Here is an 18,589-nt window from a genome sequence, read left to right on the forward strand (position 1 = left end):
GAATGTCCCCGGGAAGGCGCTTTCATATACATGGAATTTACAGGTTTTCGCCGTTGGTACGGATTGTTTCCGCATACCAGGCGAGACTGTCCTTGGGAATGCGTTTGCCGGTAGGATAATCCACATACACCAGGCCGAAGCGTTCGGAATAGCCCCTAGCCCACTCAAAGTTGTCCATCAGGCTCCAGCAGAAATATCCCCGGATATCCACGCCGTCTTCTCCTGCTCTCCGGTATTCCCGGATATAGCGGTGGAGATAATCGATCCGGTGCGGGTCATGCACCTTGCCGTCCAGCATCACACAGTCATGACTGGACATTCCATTCTCACTGATCAGGAAAGGCACATGGTACCGTTCCCACAGGTAACGCGGTCCCCAGTACAGGGCCCGGGGGGTGACAGGCCAGCCGCATGCAGTCCTGGGATATCCTGCCGGATAAGGCACGGTTTCCCATCCATCCTCGTTTTCAGCCGCACGGACTTCCCGGCCCTCATAGATATTCTGGGCATAGAAGTCCAGCGGCTGGCAGATCACCTTCATATCCTCCTGCCAGCCTTCCGGCAGGTACTGTCCATACAGTTTCAGGCCGTCCTCCGGATAGGTTCCGAGGATCACGGGATCACTGAACCAGGCTACAGAGAAAGAGGGGCTGTCCTTTTCCACCGCAAAATACGCCTTCCGTGCCGCTTCCACATCCGCGGGATTCTGTTCATCCTTCGGAATCACTGAGGCACCGCAGGGCGCATAGCCGATGCGGACATCCTTCACTTTTTCCCGCAGCACCTGGCAGGCCCGTCCATGGCTCTTCATCAGATTATGGCAGGCAGTCACCTGTTCCTTCAGACCCAGCTTCAGGCCCGGTGCGAACCCGCCGGTCATATAACCCAGACCGATAATGCACTGGGGCTCATTAATCGTGAAGAAATCCTTCACCCGGTCGCCGAAGCGATCCGCCAGCACGCCGGTGTATTCCGCAAACCACTCCGGCATCTGTTCGCTCACCCAGCCGCCCTTCCGTTCCAGACAGGCAGGGAGATCCCAATGATAGATCGTCATCCAGGGACGGATCCCATACTCCAGCAGGCAGTCAATCAGGGCATTATAAAATGCGACGCCCGCCTCGTTCACTTTGCCGGTTCCTTCCGGCAGGATCCGCGGCCAGGAAACGGAGAAACGATAGTTTTTAATGCCGTATTCCGCCATCAGGGCTACATCTTCCCTGAACCGATGATAATGATCGCAGGCTGTTTTGCCGTTGGAATGATCGCTGATCGCACCGGGCTGTTCGCAGAACTCGTCCCAGATACTCGGGGTTTTTCCGTCTTCATCCCATGCGCCTTCGATCTGAAAAGAGGCAGTCGCGGTGCCCCAGAGAAAATTCTTCGGAAAGCTCATTCGCGTAGTCTCCTTTTACCGTATTGCATCTATTGTATCGTTTGCACTTTTCTTTTTCAAGTGACTTTCTCACATTCTTTTGCGGTTTGCGCAAACCTTTTCATTTTCAGTCGGTTTTTCGTTTCATTTTTTGCATTTTGGAGCATGAAAAAGCACCCGCCGAAACCGGCGGGTGTTTTGTGTGGGACGTAATAATCCCCGGAATGCTTATCCTTTGCTCAGGATCACCCGTGCTTCATAGGGCTGAAGTTTCCCTGCCTGATGCGTCGGATAATTTGAAATCAGTTCATGGCCGGACAGTTCCTCCGCCAGCGGACAGGAAACCGTCCGCTCAGTCCAGTTCAGCAGTACCGTCAGCCGGACATCGTCCAGCACGCGCGCATAGGCATATACTTCCGGATCCTCTTCCAGCATGGGCACAAATTCCCCGTACACAATCACCGGATACTGGTGCCGCAGTTCAATGAGCTTCCGGTAATAATGGTACACGCTGTCCGGATCGTTGACCTCCCGCTCGGCGTTGATGATCGGATAGTTGCCGGTCACGGGCAGCCAGGGCGTACCGGTCGTGAAGCCCGCATGCTTCTCCGCGTTCCACTGCATGGGCGTCCGGGCGTTATCCCGGGCAATCCGGGCGAACCAGCGCATCATGTCCTGTCCGTCCACCAGGCCGGATTCCACCCACTGATGCCAGGCGTTATGGACCTCCACGTCCTCATACTGATCCAGGCGGGTGAAATAGGCGTTGGTCATGCCCAGTTCCTCTCCCTGATATACATAGGGCGTGCCGCGCATCATATGGATCATGGTGGCCAGCATCTTGGCGCTGACCGCCCGGAAAAGCTCGCTGTCATTGCCATACCGGCTGACCTGCCGGGGCTGGTCATGGTTCCCCAGGTACACGGTATTCCAGGCCCTGCCCTGCAGGCCGGTCTGCCAGCGATTGAAAGCCGCCCTGACGTCCTTCAGCGGAGCACCGTGATCGCTCCACTTACCCAGTTCCGTGCCGTCGTTCAGTCCGTCATTATGCTCAAAGGAGAAGATCATGTCCAGCTCGGAGCCGTCCTCATTGGCATACCGGATTGCGCCTTCAACAGTTCCACCGGCCTCACCGACCGTCAGCAGGTTATACTTGTCCAGCACCTCCCGGCGCATTTCCCGCAGATAGCGGTGGGTGGTTTCCGTATGCTGGCAGGAAGGTTCAAAGCTGCCGTACAGCGCACCGGGCGCTACCGGACCGTCCTCGAAGTTTTCCTTGCCGATCATGCTGATCACGTCCATGCGCCAGCCGTCCACGCCCTTGTCGCACCACCAGCGCATCATGTCAAAAACGCCTTCCCGGACCTTGGGATTGGCCCAGTTCAGATCCGGCTGCTCCTTTGTGAACAGGTGCAGGTAATACTGGCCGCTGGCCTCATCCTTTTCCCAGGCCGATCCGGAAAAACAGGATCCCCAGTTGTTGGGCGGTCCGCCGTTTTTCCCGTCCTGCCAGATGTAGTAGTCCCGGTAGGGATTGTCCTTTCCCTTCCGGCTTTCCACAAACCAGGCATGCTCGTCCGAGGAATGGTTGGCCACCAGATCCATCACCAGCTTCATGCCCCGCGCGTGGATTCCTTCCAGCATCCGGTCGAAATCCTCCATCGTGCCGAATTCCTTCATGATGGCCCGGTAGTCGGAAATATCATACCCGTTGTCATGGTTCGGGGAAGCGTATACCGGGGAAACCCAGATGACATCAATCCCCAGGTTCTTCAGGTAGTCCAGGTGCGTCGTGATTCCGTTCAGGTCGCCGATTCCGTCGCCGTTGGAATCCGCAAAGCTCCGGGGATAGATCTGATAGACCACCGCTTCCTTCCACCAGACGCGTTTTTCATTGTTCATAGCTGGTCACCTCATTGCTGTCAGTGTGAAAAACGGCAGGCTGAACACTCAGCCCGCCGAAGAAGACCGGAGATTACTTGATGGAGCCGTCCACCATGCCCTGCACAATATACTTCTGGGCGAAGAGGTACAGGATCACGATCGGCAGCATGGCCAGCAGCGTCGACGTCATGATCAGGTGCCACTGTTTCACGTAGGCGCCGTTGAATCCCTGTACCGCCAGGGGGATGGTCCGGATATTGCCGCTGGCACCCAGCACCAGCAGCGGCAGCAGGTAGTCGTTCCAGATCCACAGGCCGTTGAGCACCAGCACGGTCACGAACACAGGCTGGAGCAGCGGAAGCACGATCCGGAAGAAGGTTCCCGCCCGGGAGCAGCCGTCGATGTCGGCCGCCTCTTCCAGTTCCAGCGGCACACCCTTGATGAAACCGTGGAAGATGAAGATCGACATGGCTTCACCGAATCCCAGGTAGGCGAAGATGATACCCTGATAGGAGCGGAGCATCGGAATACCCAGGAAATCGCCCACGCTCTTGAACCAGGTCAGCAGGGGGAACATAACCACCTGGAACGGGATTACCATGGCCGCCACATAGCTCATGAAGAGCAGGTTGGACCACTTGGTCTTGTTCCGTACCAGCACCCATGCCGCCATGGAGGAGAAAATGGAGATCACCGCGAGGGAAATCACTGTGATGATCACAGAATCCCGCAGGGCGGACAGGAAGTTGAAGTTCGGGTTGTTCCAGATCTCCGCGACGTTCCGTCCAAGCTGGGCAACATCCGTCGGAACGCCAACCGGCGCGTTGATAATGTCCTGGTTCGTCCGCATGGAGTTGAACACCACGATGACGAAGGGCATCATGAAGAGGATAAAGAGGATCAGGGTCACAATTTCAAGCGCGATCCTGCGGCCGTTGTGGGGTTTATAACCCGCCATCCTCTCGATGGGGGCAGCAGCCTGCTTTGCCATTATGCCTCCACCTCCTTGCTCTTGTTCCAGGTGACCTGGATTACAGAGAAGATCGTCAGCACAATGAAGAAGATCACAGCCTTGGCCTGGCCCTGCGCCATATTGTTATACTTGAACGCCGTGTTGTAGATGTTCAGCGCCAGCAGCTCGGAGGCCTGCACCGGTTTCATCATAAAGATGGATACCGGGCCGCCGTTTGTCAGGGCCACGTTCACGTCGTACATCTTGAAGGAATTGGTCAGGGTCAGGAACAGGGAGATGGTGAACGCGTTCGCCATCAGCGGAATCTGGATCTTCCTCACCCGCGTCCAGTAGCGCGCGCCGTCCACTTCCGCCGCTTCCATCACCGACTTGGAGATTCCCTGGATGGATGCCACATAGATCAGCATGATATAACCGGCATACTGCCAGGTATTTACCGTGACCAGGGTGATCATCACCGTATCCTTATTGGATATCAGTGATTTGCTCAGCGTCGGCAGGCCGAGGGACTGTCCGACAGAGGGAAGGATGTTGGAGAAAATGAACTGCCATACCAGACCAAGCACGATACCGCCGATCAGGTTCGGCACAAAGAAGCCCGCCCGGTAAATATTCCGTCCCCGGATCTCACTTGTCACCAACAGGGAGATAAGGAACGCGACCACGTTCACCGTGATGATATTCAGCACCGTGAAGAGCAGCGTTACCAGGAAGGAATGCAGGAAACCGGGCTCCTGGAAAATCGCCTTATAGTTTTCAAATCCGACAACCCGGTTCACCGCGCCGGTGCCCTGCCAGTCGGTAAAGGAATAGTAGATACCGAAAATGAAGGGAATGATGATCACCATCAGAAAGGCGATCAGCGTGGGAAGCAGGAACAGGAATTCTGTCAGCTTCCGCTTTTGTCTGCTGGTCATGGAATCCCTCCCGTATTATGAATAATGGATGAGCAGTTTTCCGCCGTCCGGAATCTGCTGAAAAAGGGGATGGCGCCGGAAAGTCTCCGGAACCATCCCCGGGGAAAGATTCAGGATTACTTGGCGATGCCCGCGATCGCGTCCTTCATCATGATTTCGAAGGTATCCACGTCGATTCCGCCGGAAGCCAGCAGCTCGTAGATCTGGCCCAGGGTGCCCATGCCGAAGCCGTCGGGCAGTTTGTACTGCTGCCAGTCATAGGTCTTGCCGGCCGCATTCCATTCCATGACGGACTTGGACAGCGGAGCGGAGGGAGCCAGGGTGACATTGGTGAAGGCAGGCACCATGGCCGCTTTGTTCACCATGTAGTCAGCACCCTCTTCAGAGGTGGCCAGGAAGTTCAGGTAAGCCAGGGCTTCATCCTTGTTTCCGTTCTCGTTGATCACGTACCAGGAAGGCGGATTGACCAGGATGCCGTCGGTTTCCTCATGCAGGAAAGCGTGAGGCGCGTAGGCAATTTCGAAATCGGGGTTCAGCGCTACCAGGGACGGATCCATCCAGTTGCCCTGATGATAGAAGGCAGCCTTGCCGTTGGCGAAAGCGGCCAGCTGGCTGTCCTGGGTGCCGTTCAGCAGCATGTCGGGATCGCTGTACTTGAAGATCAGCGCCACATACTGGCAATACTGATGGAACCGTTCCTCATCCACCTTGCCTTCCAGTACCTGGTCGATGTAGGTGGTGTCATTCCGTTCATTGCCCACGGTCAGGTAGACGTTGAAGTTGTGCAGGCCGGTTACCCAGGTCATGCCGGTGGTGGTGCCGGCCACCATGGAAACGACCATGTCCAGACCCAGTTCAGCCTTCATGCTGTCCAGCTTCTCAAAGGCGGCAGCATAGGCATCATAGGTGGTCAGGGTAGCGGGATCGATGCCGGCCTTGTCCAGGATGCTCTTGTTGTAAGCCAGTCCGTAGCCTTCAACAGCCACCGGGAAGCCCACAGCCTTGCCGTCCACCATGTAGGCGGCAGCGGTGTACTGGGTCCATTCCGCACCGGTCTGATCCGCGATCTTGTCCTTCCACAGCTCATAGCTGCTGGGGCCTTCGATGACGAAGATGTCAGGCTCCCGGCCGGACTGCATTTCAGCCTTCAGCACGGTGTTGTAGTCGGAGGATCCGCCGCCGGTGATAACCTTCACCGGAACGCCGGTTTTCTCTTCATACAGCTTGGCAAAGTCTTCCATCTGGGAGGTGATTTCCACCTTGTTCTGGACGATTACGATATCGGCCAGCGCAGAAACGGCAGTCATCATCAGTGCCAGTGTCAGCACGATAGCAATAAGTTTCTTCATGGGATAAAACCCTCCTTCATTATTTGACAGTCAATGACTGCCTGTTAAAACGGATCTCCGCCGTTTTAATCTCCTTTTCAAATATTGTGATTTTTTTGTATTGTTTTTGTATTGTTTGTTATTAATGGTTATTGAAAACGTTCCCGATGACATTTTGATTCTATCTGAATGATCATTCCTTGTCAATAGAATTTGACCAATTGATCCTATACATTTTTGATATGCCCTGTTATATCCTGACGGGGCGTTGGAAAAGCATCCATTCATCGGCTGTCCGCAGACAAAAAAACACCCTTCACGGAAGATCCGTGAAGGGTGTCTGGTTTTCAGAAAAGCCGGTATTACTCCTTGACGCCGCCCAGCGCAACGCCCGCGATGATGTACTTGCTGAAGGCGAAGTACACGATCAACAGCGGAGCCGCCGTCAGGGTCAGGCCCAGGTAGATGGAGCCGTATTCTGTACGGTAGATATCGCCGCGCAGTTCCTGCACCATCATAGGCAGGGTCTTCAGGCTGGAATCGGACAGCAGCATCAAAGGCGTCAGGTAGTTGTTCCAGGCACCGATCATAGCCATGATACCCATGGTTGCCATAGCCGGAACCATGATCGGAAGCACGATCGTGTTGAAGATCCGGAACTCGCCGCAGCCGTCGATACGGGCCGCCTCCACCAGGGAGATCTGGAAGTTGGCTTCCAGGTACTGCCGGAAGAAGAATACGGTAGCTGCCGCAGCGATGGACGGAATGATCAGGGCAAGCAGGTTGTTGGTCATGCCGATCTGATACATGAACATGAAGAAACCGGTACCGGTAACCTGTCCGGGGATCATGATGATGGCCATAACCACAGCATACAGGAACTTGTTGCCCTTGAACTGATAAACCTTAAATCCGTATGCCGTCATGGCGGAGAAGTATACGGAAAGAAGGGTGGAACCGAAGGCGATGATCGCACTGTTCCGGAAACCGGTGGCCACGTTCCAGTTTTTACTGGTCAGCACCTGCCAGTTGCTTCCCGCGAAGCTGCCGGGAATCAGGCTGACACTCCGCTGAATATCCTGGCTGGAGCGGGTCGCATTCACGATCATCATCCAGAAGGGAACAATCGCCAGCAGGCTCAGCACCGTGCAGAACACGTAGATCATGCTCCGTTTGCTGTTATGGACGGAGGAAATATGCATCGCAAACGCCACGATCGGGCAAGCCACGAGCAGGGCGGCAACGAGGCCGCTGATCTCCGCGTTGGCATAAGGAAGCTTGATCGGAAAAGCGCCCAGCCGGAGCAGGTTATAGATGATCAGGATGATACCGATCAGATGGGCAAAGCTCGCGAAGGTGTAGAGTTTGCTGACCGGTTTGTTTCCTGTCAGCATCACCAGGATCAGCGCAATCGCGATCATGGCGAACGCTACCCAGACGCATGTGTAATACGCCGGGAAGTTGGTATCATACAGCTTATACTGATTGATCACGCTCTGGTCAATTTCCAGTTCGGCAGGCAGCTGTCCGGGCAGGAAAGAATAGCCCAGGCTTTCTCCGCCGGCGCTGCTGGCTTCCGCCTGCTGCGCAAGCAGCGCGTCCAGCTTATCCTGTTCCTTCTGGACTTTCTTGCGCTGCTTTTCAATGTCTGCTTCACTCTTTTTGCCGCCGTCAATCCAGCGCTGCAGCTGGGTCTGGGCGCTGTCCACCTTGCCCTGCTGCTTCTCGATATCGCCCGACAGTGCGCCGGCAGTGTTTTCCTGGAACTGGGCAATCGGCAGGAACATCGCCAGGAGGGTAATGACCATCAGAACCGCAAATGCAATTTTCGTAGCGGATTTCATTTGATCGCCCCCTTCCTCGCAGCCTTACCGGGCTTGGGTTCATGATCATTCAGCACATAGCGGATGATCAGGGAGCCGATGATAATAATACCGAACAGCACAATGGAAGCCGCGCTGGCCATATTGAAGTTATGGGATCCGGTGAAACCCTGGGTGTAGATGAACCGGGCCACGGTATTGGTGGTCTCGTTCGGGTCGCCCTGGGTCATCATGTGCGGCACATCGAACATGGTCAGACCGCCGACCAGAGAAGTGGTCAGGTTGTAGACCAGGATGGGCTTGATCAGCGGCAGGGTGATCTTCCAGAAGGTCTGGCGGCTGGAGCAGCCGTCCACCAGCGCCGCTTCAAACAGGCTGGGGTTGATACCGGAAATACCGGCGATCATGATGATCATCGTATTGCCGGTCCACATCCACCACTGGATGAAGGAAATCAGGCCGCGGCTCCATTCCACAGACCGGAAATAGTTCACGGGCATATTCACAATGCCTGAAGTCTGCAGGAAGGTGTTGATCGGCGCCACCGGGAAAGCAAACAGGGACATGAACAGCATACCGATGGTAGCAGCGGTAATGATATTCGGCATGAAGATCGTGGTCTTGAAGAAACCCTGGCCCTTCAGGTGAAGCCGGCTGTCAGTAAACCAGCTGGCCAGGATCAGGGCGAAGCCCAGCTGGGGAACGAAGTTGAAGAACCACATGATCATGGTATTCCCCAATGAACCCCAGAATTTTCCGAAAACCAGGCTGTTTGAATCAAACAGCTGTTTGAAGTTGTTAAAGCCGATGATATTGTTGTTCAGGATTTTTTCCCATCCCATAGCGTCCGTCAGGGACGTCCTGAACGTGAAGAAAATCGGGTACAGCTGGAAAATCAGGAATACGATGAAGAAAGGCGCTATAAAGAAATAGCCCCAGTGGCTGTAGCTGACGGATTTGATCTTTTTCTTAACCGCCGGTTGAGCCTGCATACGTCCACCCCTTTTCTGTGTCTTGGAAACAGCAAGAGAAAGCTTTCCCTTGCGTAAACGTTGATAACATTATAATAACCCGTTGATAAGCGCTTACGCAAGAGAAAGCAAAAAAGTTTTCTCCTGGCAAGAAACGGGGCTGTCTCCCTCGCAGGAGACAGCCCCGCAAGACTGCTTATTCAGCAACCTTATTGTGCGGATAAATTATTCCACAGTGATGGTGTTGATGGCAGCAGCAACAGCGGTCTTGAAGTTCGCGATCGCTTCGTTGATGTCTTCAACTTCACCGGCCTCGTAGGGAGAAGTAACGTTCTTGCTCCACAGGTCGTTGATGGTGGCATCGTACTGGCTCATCAGAGCGCCGTTAGCCAGAGCCGCAGCCTTGGCGAAGATGGCGTAATGATCCTGTCCGCCCAGGAAGGGGTTCGGGGTGCCGCCGTTGGCCAGGATGGTTTCCACAGCCTTCGCGCTGCCCACGAAGTCGCCGCTGTCAGCAGCATACTGGGTCAGGAAGTCATCGTCCAGGGTGAAGAACTTGATCAGGTCGTGCATAGCGGCCTTCTTGGCGTCGTCCGCGGTAGCAACCTTAGCAGCGTTCACGCCCATCCAGGTGCCGCCCCAGCTGTAAGCCACGGGGCCGTCCGTGATGCGCCAGTCACCATAGGTGCCGTTGCCGTTCTCGAGGTTGTAGGTGGACAGTTCTTCTTCGGTCATCTTGTCGTTGGTGCCCTGGCCGCAGTTGGGCTTCAGGGTGTAGTGCAGACCCCAGGTGGGCAGGAAGTAGCACAGCGTTTCGTTCACGCCCTGCATACCGGCGAACCAGGTCTCGCCCCAGGCACCGGCCTTCTGGGTCAGGTCATCCTGATACATGGTCTTAACCAGTTCTTCGAAGTCGAGCAGTTCGTCATCGATGTTCAGCTTGCCATCGACAACCCAGCCGGCAGCGCGCTGATACTGATAAGCGTTCCAGATGTCGCCGGAACCGGTGATCATCTTGCAGGCGCCTTCAGACTTCTCTTTCAGTTCCTCAGCGGTCTCGAGGAAGGTATCCCAGTCAGCAACCTTCGCCTGCATTTCTTCAGGAGAGGTCACGCCCAGGTACTTCTCGGCCAGGGAGGCACGATACATCAGGACGCCGGGGGTGGACTGCCAGGACAGGCCCTTCTGGACGCCGGCAGCATTCTGACCGATCTGAGCCATCACGGGGAAGGCAACAGCCAGTTCATCGTCGGTGAAGCCGATGTCTTTCAGATCACCGGTCCAGTCCATTTCGACGTAGTGCTTCACGAAAGCAGCTTCCAGAGTGAAGATGTCGGGAGCTTCTTCGCTGGCGGCATCGCTGCCCAGCAGGGTGTCAACCTTGGTGGTATAAGCATCACCGTCGGTCGGATAGATCTGGAAGTCGAACTCGATTTCAGGATGGTTGGGAGCGTAGTACTTCTCAATCATGCCCTGCAGTTCGTTGGTGAAGGAATAAACGACCAGTTTGATTTTGGCGTCTTCAGCGCTCGCGAAGCTCATAACGCCGAGCACGAGAGCCAGAGCCAGGACCAGGGAAAGGACCTTTTTCATAATGGGTATCCTCCTTTTTATTTCGCGGTAAATAACCGCATATTCTCAAACAGCGATTCCTCACTGTTATCGACAGTGTGTGTAATCAAATCAACTTCTCTTTAGCGATGACAAGTATAACCCGCTTCCCCTGTTTTTGCAAGCACAAAATGTAGGTTTTATGGGCATTCCTCCCCTTTTTGGACATGTTTTGGAGGTTCTGGTATCGTTATCATATCTTGTAAATCAACGTTTGTTAATTTTTGCTTTTTTTCGAAAAATCTGTATGTTTTTTTCCGGTTTTGTTTCATTTTGATCCTATTTGTACGCCCCGAAATAAAAAAACCCGGAAACAAACGCTCCGGGTTTGGATGACACCACAATATATAGTGGTATCACTTTGGGATCATTTATTCAGTTTTTTCAGCAGTTCCTCTGCCTCTTCCGGAGTGGAACCACCGAAGCTGAAAGCGCCGCGCAGAGGCATATAATTCATCATCGCCATGTTCATTTCTTCCGTAATAGCTTCCTTTGCGGCATCCGTGCTGCCTTCCTGTTCTTCCTTTCCGAAGACCTCCATGGTTTTCTTCATATACTCCCGCATAATGGGCGCTGCCTTCGGATCCGCCATCACATCCATAAAGATACTGTCCAACGTGTAGTGCCTCGGCAGTTCCACGGTGGACTCCACCTCCACGGTTTCCCGCAGCGGCAGCTCCCGGCTGGAAGAACCGGCTTCAATGGTAAACACGCCTGTTTCCACATGCCAGTCATGGATGGCCTGGTTCCAATAGGCAAAACTCCGCTTATCCAGATCAAACGATACTTCCCGGCTCTCCCCGGGGGCCAGAGCAACCTTTGAGAAGCCCTTCAGTTCGCGCACCGGGCGGATGGGAGTGCTTTCGCTGTCACCGACATAAAGCTGAACCACTGCCTTACCCGCCCGCTTGCCGGTATTCTTCACCGTCACGGTCACAGTCAGGGTTTCCGTATCCCTGATCCGGTCCGCACTGAGCTTCAGGCCGCTGTATTCGAAGGTGGTATAGGACAGGCCGTAACCAAAGGGGAACAGGACGTCCATCTTCTTTTTGTCATAGTACCGGTACCCGACAAACACGCCCTCACGGTATTCCGTCGCATTTCCTTCCCCGCCGTAATACAGGAAGGAAGGGTTGTCCTCCAGCTTCAGCGGGAAGGTTTCGGGCAGGTGGCCGCAAGGGTTTGCGTCCCCGAAAAGCACTCGTACTACCGCTTCACCCACCGCCTGGCCGCCCAGGTAGGCTTCCAGCACAGCTTTGACTTTTCCGATCCAGGGCATCTCCACCGGGGCACCGTTATGCAGCACCACCACAGTATTGGGATTGGCTTCCGCCACGGCTTCAATCAGTTTGTTCTGGCAGTCAGGCATCCGCATATGGCTGCGATCGTAGCCTTCCGATTCATAGGAATCCGGCAAGCCGGCAAACACCACGGCCGTCTTTGCCTTCCTTGCCGCAGAAACCGCCTCCGCGATATCCGCGTCTGTCGCCTCATCTCTTTCCACAGAATAGCCCCGGGCATAGACGATCTTCAGTCCCTCCGCCGCTTCCAACGCGCCGGTTGTCTTAAAAGAATTGATATGGCTGCTTCCGCCGCCCTGGAAACGGGGCTTTGCCGCAAACTCGCCGATAAAGGCGATTTCATCTTCCTTATCCAGCGGCAGCAGGTCCCCCTCGTTTTTCAGCAGCACCATGCACTCCGCCGCGATCTCCGCCGCCTGCCTGTGCTGGCCTTCCTTATCCCAGGGCGTCTCCGGCTTTGCGCTTTCCAGATACCGGTACACGATATTCAGGATCCGCTCACAGGTCTGGTCCACCAGTTTTTCATCCAGTTGCCCAGCCTTCACGGCCTCCACGATCTTCCGGTCATTAACGCCGCCGGACGCAGGCATTTCCAGATCCAGCCCGGCCGCCACGCCGGCCACGCGGTCGGACACCGCGCCCCAGTCTGATACCACATATCCCTCAAAGCCCCATTCCTTCCGGAGCACTTCCGTCAGCAGCCAGGGATCCTCCGAGGCATAGACGCCGTTGATCCTGTTATAGGAACACATCACGGTCCAGGGCTTCGCTTCCTTCACCGCCATCTCAAAAGCGGGGAAGTAGATTTCCCGGATCGTCCGCTCATCCGCTTCGGAAGAGGAACTCATCCGCCGGTGCTCCTGGCTGTTCAGGGCAAAATGCTTGATGCTGGTCCCCACATTCCGGCTCTGGACGCCCTGGATCATGGCGGTTGCCATCCGCCCGGCCAGGTAAGGATCCTCGGAATAGTACTCAAAATTGCGGCCGCACAGGGGGCTCCGCTTGATATTCACCGCCGGACCCAGCACCACCGAAACCTTTTCATGCTGGCAGCTGTCGCCGATGGCTTCTCCCATGGCACGGATCATCTCCGGATCGAAGGATGCCGCCGTCGCGCAGGCCGCCGGAAAACAGACCGCCTTGATACTGTCGTTGATGCCCAGGTGATCCGCCTGGTCATCCTGCTTGCGCAGTCCGTGGGGGCCGTCGCTTACCATGGTACGCGGAATGCCCAGCCTCTCCACCGCTTTGGTATGCCAGAAATCGTCACCGGAACAAAGCCCGGCCTTCTCTTCCAGTGTCATCTGTGAAACAAGGGCCTTGATATCCATAGATTCACGCTCCTTTTTATCTGTGCCGTCCCATGTCTGTTCCTGTCAGCGGATCATTCCTCCGCGCCCCACTGCCCGTCAAGCCAGCGGATCCGCGCATTGACGTATTCCACGATCTTTCTGCCGTTTTCCAGTTTTTCCGCGTTTTCCGCTCCCAGGTCGCCGGCCAGGTCCTCAATGTCCTCCAGCACCCGGGCGGTTGTCTCCGTCAACGCGCCGCTTTTCGACAGCGCTTTCCACCGGTTTCTCACAATCTCCCGGAATCCGTCCAGCTTCATCGCCAGCACAAACCATGGATTTGAATTGTCCATGCCCTGGATATGGTTCTGGAAAGTGGCTGCGTAAAACCCGCCGTCCGCCGGTTCCTTATATCCCCAGCTCAGATCCCAGGGGCCCATGAAAGTCAGCTTCCTGTACAGGCTGTCCGCGGAAAAATCGATTGCCATATAAAAGCTGCCGCCGCCAACGTCGTAATTCTGTACAAGTTCCTCCAGAATCAGCATATCCGCCAGGGATTCCAGATCCAGCAGCTCGTTCACCGCTTCAAAGGCCGTCATGTCTTCCGCCGGCACAAGCCGCAGGTTCTCATCCAGACGCATTGCCCCGCCGAATTCTGCCGCTTCGTACAGCACGCCGTATACGCCTTTCAGCCAGGCTTCAATATACTGCTCCTGCTCGCTGCCCGTTACGTCGCTCTTGATTGCGTAATAGGTCTGCTTCACCACACGCTTCCGTCCGGCTATATCCTCAACATACGGTTTTTCCCCGATAATGAAACCGGGATGCTCGTCATCCGGATAATTATCCATTTCCAGCAGATAGCCGATATCTGTCCGGGTTTCTCCTTCTTCCGGCTCATAGACGTCCATCCGGTCTTTGGCCGCCTGGTTCTGCTCACAAAGAAGGTAGATCCCCAGATCCTTTTCATTCAGGTACAGGTTCACAAACATGCAGTCGCTGCTGTAGTACCTGCCCCCGAATATGGTTTCTGCAAGCTTAAAGCCCATATAGTCCGGGCAAAGATGCCAGTAAGTCCGCAGCAGCACCCAGTTCCTGTATTTCCTGCCCTCATGCAGGCCAAGGACGTTCTGCTTTTTCTCAAAACGGATCCGGTACGGTTTCTCTTCCCCCTGCTCGGCAGTGGAATTCCCGCGCACCCGCACCCCGCCTTCCGCAGACATCTCATAGGAAGCATCGCAGTTGAATACTTTCACCTCAGCGGGGACATAGTCTTCCCTGGACAGAACCGGCTGTCCGTCCTCTGTGACAATGTGAATGCAGGGATGTTCTTTTCCCTCCCCGATGGTCTCAGAAAGGGCGCTGCCTGCTGTAACTGCCATCAGCAATCCAAACAGAAACAGGATTGTTATCAGTCTTTTCATCCGTATACCCTGTGCTTTCCTTATTGCTTTTGTATCATAATATCATACGCCGAAAGCCGCCGTCAAAGAAAACGAATCCGGCCGGAAGTCCGGCAGGATCCCATATCCGTAATTGACAAACCCGGCTGGAATGATTAAGCTTATCCGTGAAAGGAGATCGGTTTCATGCTCTGGAAGATGATCGGTGTGCTGCTGTTTAAAGGCGTAATGACTTCCCTGTAAGGGGGAAGTATACCTTTTTTTAGCCGGCACTGACGTCTGTCACCTCATAACCGGTTCTCTGGTGTATGTTCTCCTTAACCAATGAAATCAACGTTAAGGAGTTATTTTTATGTCCAAAATCAAATATCAGATTCGCAAGCTTTATGCTTCATCCATACTCGGCAACCTGTCCCTCACCGGCGCCTGGGTCGCCATCCTGGCCGCCCGCGGCTTCTCCCTGGTGGAGATCGGCCTGGCCGAAACCGCTTACCACGCTGCCAGCCTGCTGACGGAGATTCCCTCCGGTACGCTGGCGGATGTCTTCGGAAGAAAAAAGATGCTGATCATCAGCACCCTGATTCATATCCTGGCCGGGATCGTGATGATTATCTCAAACAGCCTGGCCATGGTCTGCCTTTCCATCGCGCTGTACGCGGTCTGTGACAGCTTTGCCTCCGGTTCCGGGGATGCGCTGGCTTATGACTCGCTGAAAACAGCCGGCCTGGAAAGCACTTACGACCGGTACGAGTCAAACCAGCTGATTATCTACCGGCTGTGCAACGGTATCTCCACCCTGTGCGCCGGCTTTGCCCTGATTATCGGATACCGGATTGCCTATGCCACAGGCATTGTCACCAGCCTGGTCCAGATCCTCATCCTGTCCTCCCTGAAGGAAATCCGGCAGGACAGCAGCCGGCCCGAAGCCGCATCCTCCGCCCTGAAGGCCCTCCTGGACTGTTTTCGGGACAGCCTCCGTTTCCTGCAGAAAGAAACCGGGGCTTTCCTGCTGATGATGACCAATTCCCTGGTGGGTGCCACAGATATCCTGCTGCTGTTCTTCCTGCAGGCGAAGCTGACCGCCGCCGGTCTGCCCGGTGAATGGCTCGGCCCGGCGCTCTTCGCGATGCACCTGGGCGGAATCATCGGTGCGAGAATCATTCTCCGGTTTAAAAAGCAAAGCTACCGCACTGTATTCGCGGCAGCTTCCGTAATGGTACTGGCCGGCATCCTGCTGGAGCACAGCTTCATTCCCCTGCTGATGACAGCAGGCGGGTTTATCGCCGCGCTGGCGGATGACGCGCTGCAGGTGCGGACCAATACCCGTCTGCAGAACATGTTCCCTTCTGCCCAGCGGGCTACGCTCATCTCCATTGAGTCCTTCACCTTTTCGATCATCATGATCGTGTTTTCGCCCCTGGCCGGATGGTTTTTCTCCTTCTGGTAATCAGGCTTCGATCAGCAGATCTGTTTCTGTATCTGAAGGTTCCTCAAACAAAGAATCCACTTTCCGGAGGAGTCCCTCGTCCACATAATAGGACTGGGGCTCCTCTTTATTCTGCTCTGCGTTACGCTTCCGGATCCTTCTTTCCCATTCTTCCGGACTGAGCCGCAGATAATGGATTTCATTCTCCACCCCATGTCCCGTATAGAAAGCACGGAGACGATCCCGCTGTGCCCGGGTCCACAGCCCCCAGTCCAGGATCACATCCACGCCGCTTTCCAGGATCTGCAGGGACAGGGAAAGGAGATACTGTTCCGCCCGGAGCACGTAGGTGTCATGCATTTCCCCGGCGCCTTCCGGAAACAGTGTAAGGGTTATATCATCGATGGACAGGACCACCGCGTTGCGGTTTTCCTGCAGTTTCCGCGCATAGGTGCTTTTCCCGCAGCAGATCCTGCCGCAGGTCATGATTACTTTTGCCATTTTCCCCTCCGCCGTTTCAGTTCACCCTCCGGACGCTGTCCGCCACCTGAAGCAGGATTTCCTCACAGTCTTTGGCATTATAGTACTGTTCATTTTCCTTCATGCACATCAGGATGACGGCTTCCTTGCTTTCTATATAATAGCGGCGTTCTCTTCCGTCCGGAAATTCCGCAAACCCCCGGGCCATCCGGACGCCCTGGGAATTCACATAGAGTTCCGTTTCCGTCATCCAGTCGCAGGCTTCCAGAACTTCCTCCGCCGTTTTCAGATGACGCGCCTTGCCGTCCCGGATCTCGGCGTCCAGGATCAAAGTCGCCGGTTTTTTGTCTGTTCCCTCATATTTCCAGATCACGTACCGGGTATCCGTATACCCGCGGACAAAGTGTTCCGGAATCTGAAACTCCAGCCCGTTCATGACCCGGACGCGCTCATTGGACCGTCCCGGAAGGATCAGGTAAACCCCCAGCAAGAGCAGCGACGCCAGCACCGGAACCGCGACCTTTCCGTACCGCTCCTTCTTTTCCGCCAGCTCTGCCTTTCGTTGTTTCCGTCTCTGCTTCCGGGTCAGTCCGTCTTCTCCGGAACCCTTCGGGCCCTGCCCGCCCTTCTTCAGGAAACATCCGGTCAGTGCAGTCCGGATCAGGCGGAACAGTATCACCGCGGGAACGGTGCAGGCCAGCACCGCAGCAATATACAGCGGCACTTTCCGGATATAGTAAAGACTTTTGGAGATGTCCAGGAAGTTATACCCGAACAGTTCCACAAAAATGCCGTGGATCAGGTAGAAATCCAGCGTCACCGTACCCAGCCAGGCCAGCGCCTTGTTGCCGAACCGTACCTTCATCATCATCAGGAAGCCGCAAGCCACAAATATAAACGCCACCAGCCACTGGATTCCGGCGCTCATCAGCCGGTGCACCACCTTCAGCGGATCACCCCATTCGCCGTAATAACCCCAGCGGTTGTTGATCAGCCATTCCGACTGCTGGAACAGCAGGAAAAAGGCCGCAAAGGAAACAATCAGCCAGAACCAGTATCCCTTTTTGAGGAATCCGGTCACCCGCTTCTCATGTTTTCCGAAAAGCAGGCCCAGCGGGAAAAGGATGATGCTGTTGTACCACCATTCTCCCCTCATCCACCAGTCGTCCTGATGATCAATAAACGCCCCGGCCACCGTATAGCCCAGCGTAAACACAAAAACCCAGAAGATTGCCGTTCCTTCCTTTTTGCAGAAGCGGAAGGCAGCCCAGAACGCCAGGTAGAAGAACGGGATGACAATCGCGTACCAGGCGTTGACATTGGCCATATGCAGGCCGGAGAGGTACCAGAGGATCTTTATCAGATCCATCTTTTCCCCCATCAGCAGGCGGACGCCGGTATGGAGAAACTCGGAAAGATAAAAAGCGATCACGATAGGCAGCACCCGGCGGCGGAAAAAACCTTTCAGATAGTCCGGCTTGCTTTGCAGGCTTTTATACAGTCCCAAACCGCTGCAGAAAAGAAACACGCCCACCAGCATATAGCCCATCGGAATAAAGGGATCCATCCCGTGCACTACAAACGCGGAAGGATGCCACGGCGCGCAGGTTTTCTGCGACATATGATGCAGCGCGATGCCGAGCGCGGCGACGCCCTGCAGGATCTTTGTCTGCTTCAGGGAGGTATATTCCTCATTCCATTCGCCGCGGCCGGCATAGCGGGCGCCCCAGAAGATCAGCCCCGCCAGCAGAAAGTAAAACAGATACATCCAGTCCATGTCCGGGTCTCCTTATGATTCATCCGTCACT

The 18,589-nt window shown here is 55.1% G+C and carries 13 protein-coding genes; 1 reads left to right on the forward strand and 12 read right to left on the reverse strand.

The window, feature by feature from the left end; genetic code table 11:
- Positions 1-37 precede the first annotated feature (37 nt).
- From JYE49_RS12065 to JYE49_RS12110, 10 genes are all read right to left on the reverse strand, one after another.
- Complete coding sequence (locus JYE49_RS12065; RefSeq protein ID WP_093958373.1) at positions 38-1,396, reverse strand: GH1 family beta-glucosidase; 1,359 nt, start codon at positions 1,394-1,396, stop codon at positions 38-40.
- Between the two features lie 207 nt (positions 1,397-1,603).
- On the reverse strand, positions 1,604-3,277 hold the full coding sequence (locus JYE49_RS12070) for a glycoside hydrolase family 13 protein (protein ID WP_093958374.1): 1,674 nt from the start codon (positions 3,275-3,277) through the stop codon (positions 1,604-1,606).
- A 73-nt stretch (positions 3,278-3,350) separates the two neighbouring features.
- Positions 3,351-4,250: a carbohydrate ABC transporter permease gene (locus JYE49_RS12075; protein ID WP_283399471.1), complete on the reverse strand. Its 900-nt coding sequence runs from the start codon at positions 4,248-4,250 to the stop codon at positions 3,351-3,353.
- Complete coding sequence (locus JYE49_RS12080) at positions 4,250-5,149, reverse strand: carbohydrate ABC transporter permease (protein ID WP_093958375.1); 900 nt, start codon at positions 5,147-5,149, stop codon at positions 4,250-4,252. Before JYE49_RS12080 ends, JYE49_RS12075 begins: the two co-directional genes overlap by 1 nt.
- 116 nt (positions 5,150-5,265) lie before the next feature.
- Positions 5,266-6,498 carry an ABC transporter substrate-binding protein gene (locus JYE49_RS12085; protein ID WP_093958376.1) on the reverse strand — a complete coding sequence of 411 codons (1,233 nt, stop codon included), beginning with the start codon at positions 6,496-6,498 and terminating at the stop codon, positions 5,266-5,268.
- A gap of 341 nt (positions 6,499-6,839) precedes the next feature.
- Positions 6,840-8,321 (reverse strand): carbohydrate ABC transporter permease, encoded by a 1,482-nt coding sequence (locus JYE49_RS12090; RefSeq protein WP_283399472.1) that lies wholly within the window; start codon positions 8,319-8,321, stop codon positions 6,840-6,842.
- Entirely contained in the window at positions 8,318-9,292 is a 975-nt protein-coding gene (locus JYE49_RS12095; protein WP_093958377.1) for a carbohydrate ABC transporter permease, read from the reverse strand. Before JYE49_RS12095 ends, JYE49_RS12090 begins: the two co-directional genes overlap by 4 nt.
- Before the next feature lie 204 nt (positions 9,293-9,496).
- On the reverse strand, positions 9,497-10,864 hold the full coding sequence (locus JYE49_RS12100) for a type 2 periplasmic-binding domain-containing protein (RefSeq protein WP_093958378.1): 1,368 nt from the start codon (positions 10,862-10,864) through the stop codon (positions 9,497-9,499).
- A gap of 385 nt (positions 10,865-11,249) precedes the next feature.
- Complete coding sequence (locus JYE49_RS12105) at positions 11,250-13,514, reverse strand: glycoside hydrolase family 3 C-terminal domain-containing protein (RefSeq protein WP_093958379.1); 2,265 nt, start codon at positions 13,512-13,514, stop codon at positions 11,250-11,252.
- 53 nt (positions 13,515-13,567) lie between these two features.
- Positions 13,568-14,896 (reverse strand): CotH kinase family protein, encoded by a 1,329-nt coding sequence (locus JYE49_RS12110; RefSeq protein WP_093958380.1) that lies wholly within the window; start codon positions 14,894-14,896, stop codon positions 13,568-13,570.
- A gap of 331 nt (positions 14,897-15,227) precedes the next feature.
- Between JYE49_RS12110 and JYE49_RS12115 the strand changes: the two genes are divergently transcribed.
- Entirely contained in the window at positions 15,228-16,322 is a 1,095-nt protein-coding gene (locus JYE49_RS12115; protein ID WP_093958381.1) for an MFS transporter, read from the forward strand.
- On the opposite strand, the gene JYE49_RS12120 is transcribed toward JYE49_RS12115, so the two are convergent.
- Positions 16,323-16,802, reverse strand: coding sequence for a P-loop nucleotide/nucleoside kinase family protein (locus JYE49_RS12120; RefSeq protein WP_093958382.1), 480 nt, complete (start codon positions 16,800-16,802; stop codon positions 16,323-16,325). It lies immediately after the preceding gene.
- A gap of 16 nt (positions 16,803-16,818) precedes the next feature.
- Entirely contained in the window at positions 16,819-18,558 is a 1,740-nt protein-coding gene (locus JYE49_RS12125; RefSeq protein WP_093958383.1) for an acyltransferase family protein, read from the reverse strand.
- Positions 18,559-18,589: the final 31 nt, after the last annotated feature.

Origin of the sequence: Aristaeella hokkaidonensis (genome assembly GCF_018128945.1) — a bacterium.
Taxonomy (GTDB): Bacteria; Bacillota; Clostridia; order Christensenellales; family Aristaeellaceae; genus Aristaeella; species Aristaeella hokkaidonensis.